This is a genomic window from uncultured Phenylobacterium sp. (assembly GCF_902826855.1).
Taxonomy (GTDB): Bacteria; Pseudomonadota; Alphaproteobacteria; order Caulobacterales; family Caulobacteraceae; genus Phenylobacterium.
Map to the genome: position 1 here is coordinate 1 of NZ_CADEGK010000178.1, position 9,453 is coordinate 9,453.

A 9,453-nucleotide genomic window follows, 5' to 3' on the forward strand; every position below is an offset into this window, starting at 1 on the left:
GACGGAACTACAGGCCCTGCCGTACCAAACCTATCTCCAGACCGAGGACTGGCTCCACCAGCGCAGCAGCTTCATTTGGTTCTGCCTGAACGAGCATGGCGGCCTTCAATGCGAGGTCTGCAATCGTGAGGGCGAGCTCGGCATCTATCACCAGTCGTTTGAACGGCTCGGGGAATCCGATGCGCTCACGCTGCTGTGCGACGCATGCGTCGCACCGCTCTACAGTGCTGGCCGGCTTGCAGGAACAATCTGCCCGGAAAACGCCCTATCGGATGAAGAGGCGAAGCGCAGCCGACGCGCATACCTAGAAGACTTGGGTGTCCCGCCGAGCGAGTTGGCGACCGGCTAAAAAGACCGGCCGCCCTGAACCGTCAGTGGACGGTGCGTCGCTCGGCGATCAGCTTCGCGAAGTGGGCGATCGCCGCGGTCTCCAGATGGAAGGGGACCTGGGTCTTCTCTTCGTGCTGGTCAAGCTCCTCGAGCACCGCCCAGGCGTCCCAGCACTCGGCGACCACGTACCAGTTTTCCAGGTCGTAGAATTCGTCGGCGTGTTCCAGAACCGCCTGCGCCATCGCCATGTTCGCCATCTTCGGTCTCCTGAGATCGATCGGCGGGCTCATCCCGCGATCATGCGACCGCCCGGGGCGGGGAGACGGACGGGCTCAGGGTCGACGGCGTTGGAAACCGGCCTGCACGGAGCGAAGTGGAGGAAGGGCGGAGGGTCCGGCGTCGACGCCTCGCCTTTAGGCGAGGTCGCCTTGAGCCCGGACGGCCCCGACCCAGGTTCGCTGGCTGATCGCGTTCAGTCCGCTCGATCCGCCCTCGGGAACCTCTGGCGCCTTGACGACGCCGGTACTGGCAACCCCTCGCGGATGACGGCAAAAAAGATGCGGCGACCTTGCGGCCGCCGCACCGGCGGGTTCAGGCCCGTGCCTTCACGGGATGATGACGCAGACCCCGCTCTCCGGCCTTCTGGGCCAGGTTCAACGCCGGACCGAACGGCTGCAGGCCTGCGGAACGCCTCGCATTGACCGAGTTGGTCAGGGTGAGGACGCAGACCGGCTCTAGCGCCAGCATCTCGTCGTTGACCCGGAACGGGGCCGCCCGGCCGTGCTTGTCGAAGTCCGCCTTGGCCAGCACCAAGGTGACGCCCTTCTGCTGCGCCCACTTGATGGCCAGCTTCTCGGCGCCCTTTGCGCCGGAGGTGGCGAGCGCCATGTCCGGCCATTGCTCTCGCGCCCAGTTGAGGGCGTCGAAGATCCGCCCGGCGTCCTCGACCGTGTCGGCCTGCGGCGCGGCGCGGAAGGCGACGATTGTCGCCCCGGCGTCACTGGTAGCGTGCTTGCGGGCCTTGGCGGCGCGCAGCGCATCGCGGGCGTCGATCTGGGCGGCCGTGCTACGTGAGGCTCTCACCGAGCCCTTCCAGGGGCTCCACACCTCGCCTGTGGTCGTGGTGTAGGTGGCGGCGGCCGCGTCACGGACGATCTCCATCGCCAAGGTGGCCACGTCGGCCGAGCGAGCCTTGCGGGTCGCCTCCTGGATCTCGGTGTCGAGCACTTCGGATCCGTCGAAGTCGCGCACCAAGCCGCCGAGCTGATCCCGGACCTTGTCGGCATCGCGTTCGATCCGCTGGGCCACGGAGTGGAAGGCCCCTATCAGGGCCTCGCCGATGAGGACGTGGAAGTCCTCCAGGGCGCTCTCGCCGACGACGTCGAGCAGCTCGGTCATCAGGCTACAGCCAAGCTGCTGGAGCGCCGCCTCCGGCGGATGGGTGCGAAGGTCCTCGAGGGATAAGGCCTGGGCCTCAAAGGCGGTCAGGTGGTCAGAAGAGGAGGGAGAGGGAAAAAGCTGCATGGAACGTCCCTTCGTGGGTTGGGGGGCGAGCCCGTCGGCTCGTGACCGCCCCGCGCCGCCCGGCGGCGGCGCCCACAAGGGCTTTGAGCGCCAGCGTCCCTTGTGGGCGCCGACGAGGGGTGGCGAGGTCACTCGAGCCAGAGGGCGACCCCACCCCAAGGGCCAGCCCTCCGCTGGCCCTCGCCGCGCGTGACGAAGCGATCACACCAGACCGGCCAGAGCCCGCCTCACGATCGGGTCCCGATCCGCACGCCAGGCCGTGCCTGGACGCACCGCCTGCGCCGCATGCGCGGCGCAATAGCGGCCATCTGCGCGCCGACCGCAGAAGCTGAACCCGGGGGTCTTCGGGTCGCCGATCGGCCACTTGCAGGCGTGCGCCGCGAGATGGATCAGGTTGTCGACCAGACCCGGTCCTTCCGGGGCGGCGGGTGCGACGGCCATGTCCGGGCGAAACGCCTTGGCCAGCCGGGACGGTGCGGCCCGACGCGGCGGCCGCGGCCGCATCGGCCGTGGGGCGATGGTGCGCGGGGCGGACGGCGCCCTCCGACCGCTGAGGCCCAGGCGATGAACCTTACCGATGACGGCGTTGCGGGTGACACCGCCAAGCTGCCTGGCGATCTGAGAGGCCGAGAGGCCGTCGCGCCAGAGCTTGGACAGGAGGGTGACACGGTCGTCCGACCAGCCGGAAGCTTCAGATGAAGAAGTTGGGGACATGGCGGGATTCTCCGATCGCGCTCGGATCGAGCGCACCCGCGGCCCGCCCTTCCTCCCGCCTCCCGCAGCCGGCGCCGCCTACATCAGCCCCAGGGCTTTCAGGCTCGCTACCTGGTCGCCGCCGACGATGAGGTGGTCGTGGACAGCGATGTCCAGCGCCCGGCAAGCGGCCACCACTTGGCGCGTCATCTCGACGTCCGCGGAAGACGGTGTCGGATCGCCTGTCGGATGGTTGTGCGCGACCAGGACTCCGCTGGCCGACAACTCAAGGGCGCGACGCACCACCTCACGTGGATAGACTGGCGCGTGGCTGATCGAGCCCTCGCCCATCCGCTCGTCGGCGATGAGCTGGTTCGTCTTGTCGAGGAAGAGGACGTGAAAGGCCTCGCGGGGCAGGGCGCGGAGCCGTGCCTGCAGATAGGCCTTGGCTGCGGTCCATGAGGCGATGACGTCACGTCGGCGCAGCGGATGCTCCAGCACGCGCAGCAACAGGGCGTGCAGCACCCCGAGTTCGACCGCGAGATCCTCGCCGACAACGCGGGCGAGGTCCGCCGCCGGCGCGCCAACGACCCGGCCGATACCGCCGAAGCGATCCAGCAAGCGATAGGCCAGGAGCGTGGGATCAGCTTCGCCGGCGCCGCAGCGGACCAGGAGCTGGGCTAGGGCGCCCTCCTCATCAAGGGCGGCGACTTGATCGATACCGGCGGCGCCGATCGCAGGCGAAACCGCGGGCCAGGGCGCCTCCGCGACCCCGGCCCGGAAGAGGTCCGGCTGCTCAACCATCGGCCTGGCCTCCGGTTGCCGGGGCGACGCCAAGCAGGGCGGCATGCTGCGGATGGAACCGCTGCACCGTACGGACCGCGGCCGCATGGACCTCCGCGGCCCGGGCGGCATCGGGCTCGTGGGCGTCGAGCCCAAGGGCCAGGTAGGGCAGCGCCCAGTCGCAGTCCTCTTCGAACCAGCCGTTGGCGCTATAGGCGGTGCGCTGGATCGCGTCGGGCAGGCACGAAAGCGCCGCCGGGGAGATCCGCAGGCCGCCATGCGAGGCGGTGGTGACCAGGGCGGCGTCCGGGCCGAGGGGCGTGACGGTCTGGATCGGCCCCCAGGGGGACGAGGATCCGGGACCGGGCGGGAAAGGGTAGAGCATAGCCGGGCTCCGCACCGGGCGAGGACCCATTCCCCGCCCGGCTCGGCCCGCAGGCCCCTTCCTCCGTCCTCCTCAGGCCGCCTTGGGCAGCACCGACTGCGGCGGCCACTTGGCCAGCACGGCCGCCAGGACTTCCGGCTTGTCCACCGGCACGAACACCCGAGGAGTGTACGCGATGATCTCGGTGAAGCAGCCCAGCGCCTGGAAGGCCAAGCGTTGCGAGGCCGCGCCCACCACCTCGAGCCGCTGGCGATCCATGACCTTGGCGCGGCGCAGCCAAAGGCCGCCCGACAGGCCGAGCGCCGCCCCGTCTTGCAGCACCAAGTTCGAAACCTGCTCGGGGTCGCCATAGGCGCTGGCGACGTCGGAGAGGCCCAGCGCCACCTTCAGCGCCGGGACTTGGCCCGGATCCAGCAGGCGGCCGAGCCAGCGCCGGCCGTTCGGCGCCTTCAGCCGCCGGACCGAAGTCCCCTTATCGGGCAGGTGTGTCCAGATCGGCAGCAGGAGGCCAGAGACCAGCACCAGGTCCCGGGTGATCCAAGGGTCGGCGTCCGCCAGCTCCTGGTCCCAGGCTGCGCGCCAGCGGGGCTCGTCCGTCGCCTCCCAGGCCGACTCCTCGAAGCCCTTCAGCGACGCGATGGTGCGCTTCTCCGGCCGGATCAGACGGACCGCCGGCACCAGCCGGTCGTCGTCGTTGGTGGTGGTGAGGCCCTGCACGACCAAGGCTGCACGCCCCGACTTGGTATTGACCGCGTAGATCACGCCGCCCGGATCGAGACCCGCCAGGGCGTCGTCGGCGCTGGTCAGCGCGCGTTTGGTGCGCACCTCGAAGCGCAGCAGCCGGGTCTCGGCGCCGGTGACCGCATCGGTGCGCACCACCTCCTCGCCGGTGACCGCCACATCGTCGGCGACGATGTCCTCCATGCCCCGGTCCAGAGCTCCGGACTGCGCCGCCCGTTCCAGGATCGAGGACAGGAGTTGGTCGAACGCCGCAAACAGGGCGTTCTGGTCGGCGATCCGCAGCGCTAGCAGGCGGTTCAGGAAGGTGTTCATCGGCGGCATCTCGTCCGACGCCTTCAGGTTCCCCTCGCCGTCTAGCAGCCGCAGGCCGGTCTTGGCCTCGAAGGTCTCCCGGTCCATGGCCTCGACGTTGCCGAAGTGCAGTTCGACGTAGAAGGCCTGCAGCGCGCGGCGCGCCCAGGGGCTCTCCAGGTTGTCCTCGGCGCGGAAGAGGCCATTGCCGGCGGTGCGCCGTTCGCCCCGGGTCAGAGCCCCCAGGCTGTCGAGCCGCCGGGCGATCGTCGAGGTGAAGCGCTTCTCGCCGTGGATGTCCGTGACCACCGGACGGAACAGCGGCGCGCAGGCCTGGTTGGTCCGGTGCGACCGGCCCAGACCCTGGATGGCGGCGTCCGCCCGCCAGCCGGGCTCCACCAGGTAGTGGACCCGGCGCTGCCGGTTCTGGGCGGTTAGGTCGGCGTGGTAGCTGCGGCCCGTACCCCCGGCGTCGGAGAACACCAGGACCCGCTTCTTCCCCGCCATGAAGGCGTCCGTCTCGGCCTTGGCGGCCGAGCCGCTCCTGCGCTCCACCACGCGGCGGCCGTCGCGGGTAATCACCCGGCGCGAGCGGCCGGTGATCTCGGCGACCTGTTCGGTCCCAAGCGCCTCGATCACCGCGTCCAACACGCCAGGGACGGCCGGCAGGCAGGCGAGATGGGCGACCAGCTCGTCGCGGAGCCGCAGCGCCTCCTGGCTGACCACGGGACGGCCGTCCGCGTCGGTGACCGGGACCAGGGTGACATTGCCTTCTTCGTCCTCGATCGCGTCCATCGCCATCACCGGGAAGGCGCCCATCAGATAGTCGAGCGCCTGGTCCTTCGGTGTCAGGTCGACGACCAGGTTGTTCCACTCCTCCGGCGGGATCTCCGCGAGACGCCGCTCCATCACCGCCTCATTGGTCGAGACGACCTGGACCACGGCGGAGCGGTCGGCGGCGAGGTCCTCCCGGATCGAGGCCACCAGGGACGGCGCCTTCAGGCCCGACAACAGATTTCCGAAGAAGCGCAGCTTCGCCCCCTCGAACGCCGACATCACCGCCGAGGCTGCCTGGCCGGACCGGGGCTTGCTGTCCTCGGTGACGCCCACCGCCTCCAGGGCGGCGCGGAGATTGTGATGGATCAGTTGGTAGGCGTCGGCCCAGGCATCCCAGATGGCGACGTCCTCCTCGGTCAGGGGATGGCGCAGGGCGTCGTACTCCACACCCTCGAACGACAGCGAGCGGGCGATGTAGAGGCCCATGGCCTTAAGCTCCCGGGCGATCAGCTCCATGACCGCCACCCCGCCGGTCTCCACGGCGTCCATGAAGGCGTCGCGGGTCGGAAACGGCGCCTCCGGGCCGCCCCAGAGCCCGAGCCGAGCGGCATAGGCCAGGTTCTCCGGCGTCGTCGCGCCGGTGGCCGAGACGTAAAGGACGCGGGCGTTCGGCAGGCGGTTCTGCAGGGCCAGTCCCGCCATGCCCTGCTGGGAGGCTTTCTTGGTCCCGCGCGCGCCCTTGCCGCCGCCCGCGGCGTTGGCCATGGCGTGGGCCTCGTCGAAGACGATCGCCCCGTCGAAGTCCGCCCCGAGCCAAGTCACGATCTGGTCGAGCCGCGAGGGCCGGTCACCCCGGGCCGGCTGCCGCAGGGTGGCGTAGGTCGTGTAGAGGATGCCCTTGTCCATGCGGATGGCGTCGGCCTGTTTCCAGGCCGATTGCGGGGCGATGTCGGCGGCGGTCCCACCGATGGCGCTCCAGTCGCGTCGGGCGTCCTCCAGGAGGGCGTCGTTCTTCGACAGCCACACCGCGCGGGTCCGGCCCTGGGCGATGTTGTCGGCGATGACCCCGGCGATCTCGCGTCCTTTGCCGCAGCCCGTGCCGTCGCCGAGGAAAAAACCTTTGCGGAACCGGATGGCGTCGGCGTGGTCGTCGGCCACCAGCACCAGTTGGTGGGCCGCCTCTCCCAGCACCCACGACCCCAGCAGAACCTGGGCGTGGGCCTCACCGGCATAGATCACCGTCTCCATCTGGGCGTCAGAGACGCGGACGCCGATGTCCGGCGGCAGGACCGGGCGATAGGTCGGCGCCGGCGGCGCGACCGAGGCCATGGGTCCGGATTCCACGAGCGGGGACGGATGCGGCGCGCTGGCCGCGAAGCGCACCCGGCCCAGGGCATAGGCTTGGTAGAGGCCGACGTCGTGGCCTTCCCCCGACCACGGGCAGGTCTCGTAGGCGACCGCCGCGGTGTTGGCGAGGAAGGCGAGGCGCCCGGAGGGCGTTGCGAGCGCTCGGGCCCTGGGCGGCAGGAGCGCGACGGTGTCGAGGCTGCGGAACTGCCGCGCCTGGGCCGTGGGTCTCGCGACCACCGCCGAAGCCGCCCTGGCGGCATCCGCCAGGGTCTCGGCGGCGATGACCGCCGGCATGGCCGCGTCGGCCATGCCGCGGTCGACGACCAGCAGGCCGGTCTCCACGGAGGTCCCGTGCTTGGCGTAGGCGCGCACCGGGAAGGCCAGTCGCAGCACCACGCGCCCGCGCGCCGTGAGCGCGCGTAGCGCCTCCGCATCGTCGAACACGCGGGTCGGCACGATCGCGGCCAGGCGCCCGCCGTCGGCCAGGCACGACACCGCCGAGCGCAGGTGCGCCTTGAGCTGCTGGAACGGCGGGTTGACCAGGGCGACGTGGAACGAGCCCGAGGTGTTCAAAAGGTCGGGCAGATGGACGGCGTCATGCTGGCTGCGGGCGGCCAGGGGGAATAGCCCGTCGAGCAGGGCGGCCCGGCTGGCCGCCCGTTCGTTGACGGTCAGGGCCGCCCCACAGGCCTCGGCCAGGATGGCCAACAGGCCAGTGCCGGCCGAAGGCTCCAGCACCCGGTCGCCCGGGCGCACCTGGGCCGCCAGGACGGCCAGGCTGCCGAGTTCCGGGGGCGTCGAGAACTGGTCCATCGCCACCTGCTCCTCGGAGCGGCGGGTGTGCGTCCGGGTCAGGTGGGAGAGGTTCGCCAGCAGGGCGGCGATGTCCGCCGGCGCATCCTCCAGCCGCCCGATCTGCGGCGCGAGACGCCGTAGCTGCAGCACCAGCGCCGCCTCCATGGCGTCATAGGCGTCGCGCCACAGCCATGCCCCCTCGGCGTCCGAGGCCCCGAAGGCCGTGGTCATCACCCCGGACACCAGCTTGCGGTCAAGGGCCCGCGAGCGGTTGAGGTGCGGCGTGAGCGCGCGCGCGGCGGCCAGGAGATTGGCCGCCTTCTGGTCGGCGGAGTCGCCAGCGGTGGTGAACAGGGGCAGCAGGGCGTTCATGGGCGGGATCCGGATCACCCGCCGCGGAGGGCTCCTCCCTCCAGACCCGACGGGCTCGCCCGCCGGACCCCTTGCCTTCGGCCTCCTTCAAAGCTGAAGCGCCGCCGGCGTCGCCCGGCAGCTGGCAGAAAGAGACCCCCGTCGGAGGCGCCGGCGGGGGTCAGATGCGGCGCGTCAGGCCGCCAACGGCGTCACCGCGTCCCCCTCGGGTGGATCAGGTTCGTCGCCCTGCGCGGCGGATGGCTCCGAGTCTGGCTCGGCTTCGACCGGCGGACGATCCCAGGCCAGCGTCGCCGGCGCCCACTCCCGCTCGGCCGCGGCCTCGGCCACGAAGGTCACCAGGTCGTCCTTCTTCAGGGTCTTCGCCCGGTCGTCGTCGACGCCCATCTCCTCCAGCATCGTCAGGAGCTGCTTCTTCGGGTGGACGGTCAGGAAGGCCGTGTCCGGAGTCCAGTGGGCGGATATGTCGGCCCCGCAGAGGGCGGCGATCTCGGCGGCCTCGGCCCGCGCGGCGTGGCGGAGCGAGGTGGTGCGGCCCTCGCGCAGGTTCACCGACATGGCGGTGAGCTCGGCCAGCAAGGCCATCTTCTCACCGTGCGCCAGGGTCTCGACCCACGTGATGGGCCGCAGGCCCGAGGCCTTGTAGGCGGCCCGCCGGGCGTCCAGCCGCGTCTTCACCTCGCCGTCGAGCGACGCGACCGGTGCGGTCGTACCGAAACTGTAGCGCTTGCCCGAGATCTGCAGGGCTGACTCGTCCAACGCCCCAGAAGAGTGCAGGGCCAGCTGCTTGAAGAGCTGCGCCACCAGCACCGTCAGGGCCGCGCTCGGATCGTCGGCCAGGTCGCGGATCAGGCCGCGGGTGGCCACGTCCGTGCGGACCTCGTGCAGCACGTGGCTGGAGCCCTCGACCTCCACCTCCGCCCGGGGAACCTCAACATCGGCCGCCGCCCGGCCATAAGCCGGCGCCGCGTCATCGTCGTCTTCGGTCTCGTCGTCGATCTCATCCGGCAACTCATCGGCGGGAAGCGGGACCGAGTAGAAGGTCGCGCCCCAGCCGAAGTCGCTGTCGGCCGGCGAGAGCATCACCGCCGCGATCTTGTCGCGGGTCAGCGGCGCCCCGGCGACCACGGCCATGGCGCTGGCCAAGGGCGCGTAGGCCGCCGGGGCGTCGTCCGCCTCCGGATCGACATCCTGCAGCGCCGACGACACCTGGGTGACGGCGTACCGGGCGTCATTGAGCGCCGTCTTCTGCGCGTCGCTGAGGTCCCCGGGGTAGACATAACCCAGGCGGTTGAAGCCCTCGGGCGCGCCGAAGGCCCCATCCTGGCCGACGTAGACGGCCAGGCCTTCGGCCTTCAGATGCTCGATGATCGGCTGCACGCGTTCGCGCCAGGCGGCCTGCAGGATCCCCC

At 70.9% G+C, this 9,453-nt stretch carries 7 protein-coding genes and 1 pseudogene; 1 reads left to right on the plus strand and 7 read right to left on the minus strand.

The annotated features are described in order from the left end of the window. Window positions 1-349: hypothetical protein (locus tag QZV94_RS19585; protein WP_293680749.1), on the plus strand; the 349-nt coding region annotated here is incomplete at its 5' end. Between the two features lie 22 nt (window positions 350-371). Here QZV94_RS19585 and QZV94_RS19590 read toward each other — a convergent pair. The 7 genes and pseudogenes from QZV94_RS19590 to QZV94_RS19620 form a co-directional block, all read right to left on the minus strand. After that, window positions 372-587, minus strand: a complete 216-nt coding sequence (locus QZV94_RS19590) for a hypothetical protein (protein WP_293680751.1) — start codon at window positions 585-587, stop codon at window positions 372-374. A 334-nt stretch (window positions 588-921) separates the two neighbouring features. Next, window positions 922-1,728 carry a DUF2493 domain-containing protein gene (locus QZV94_RS19595; RefSeq protein ID WP_367254904.1) on the minus strand — a complete coding sequence of 269 codons (807 nt, stop codon included), beginning with the start codon at window positions 1,726-1,728 and terminating at the stop codon, window positions 922-924. Window positions 1,729-2,055: 327 nt separating this feature from the next. Then, window positions 2,056-2,568 carry a GcrA family cell cycle regulator gene (locus QZV94_RS19600; protein ID WP_293680755.1) on the minus strand — a complete coding sequence of 171 codons (513 nt, stop codon included), beginning with the start codon at window positions 2,566-2,568 and terminating at the stop codon, window positions 2,056-2,058. Window positions 2,569-2,646: 78 nt separating this feature from the next. Beyond that, the gene (locus QZV94_RS19605) at window positions 2,647-3,351 is read right to left on the minus strand and encodes a RadC family protein (protein WP_293680758.1); all 705 of its coding nucleotides are present in this window, start codon (window positions 3,349-3,351) and stop codon (window positions 2,647-2,649) included. Continuing rightward, window positions 3,344-3,715: a hypothetical protein gene (locus QZV94_RS19610; RefSeq protein ID WP_293680761.1), complete on the minus strand. Its 372-nt coding sequence runs from the start codon at window positions 3,713-3,715 to the stop codon at window positions 3,344-3,346. Before QZV94_RS19610 ends, QZV94_RS19605 begins: the two co-directional genes overlap by 8 nt. A gap of 72 nt (window positions 3,716-3,787) precedes the next feature. Beyond that, a complete protein-coding gene (locus QZV94_RS19615; RefSeq protein WP_293680764.1) occupies window positions 3,788-8,041 on the minus strand; it encodes a strawberry notch family protein in 4,254 nt (1,417 codons plus the stop codon). A gap of 174 nt (window positions 8,042-8,215) precedes the next feature. Next, window positions 8,216-9,453, minus strand: a pseudogene (locus tag QZV94_RS19620) (chromosome partitioning protein ParB); the annotation flags it as partial.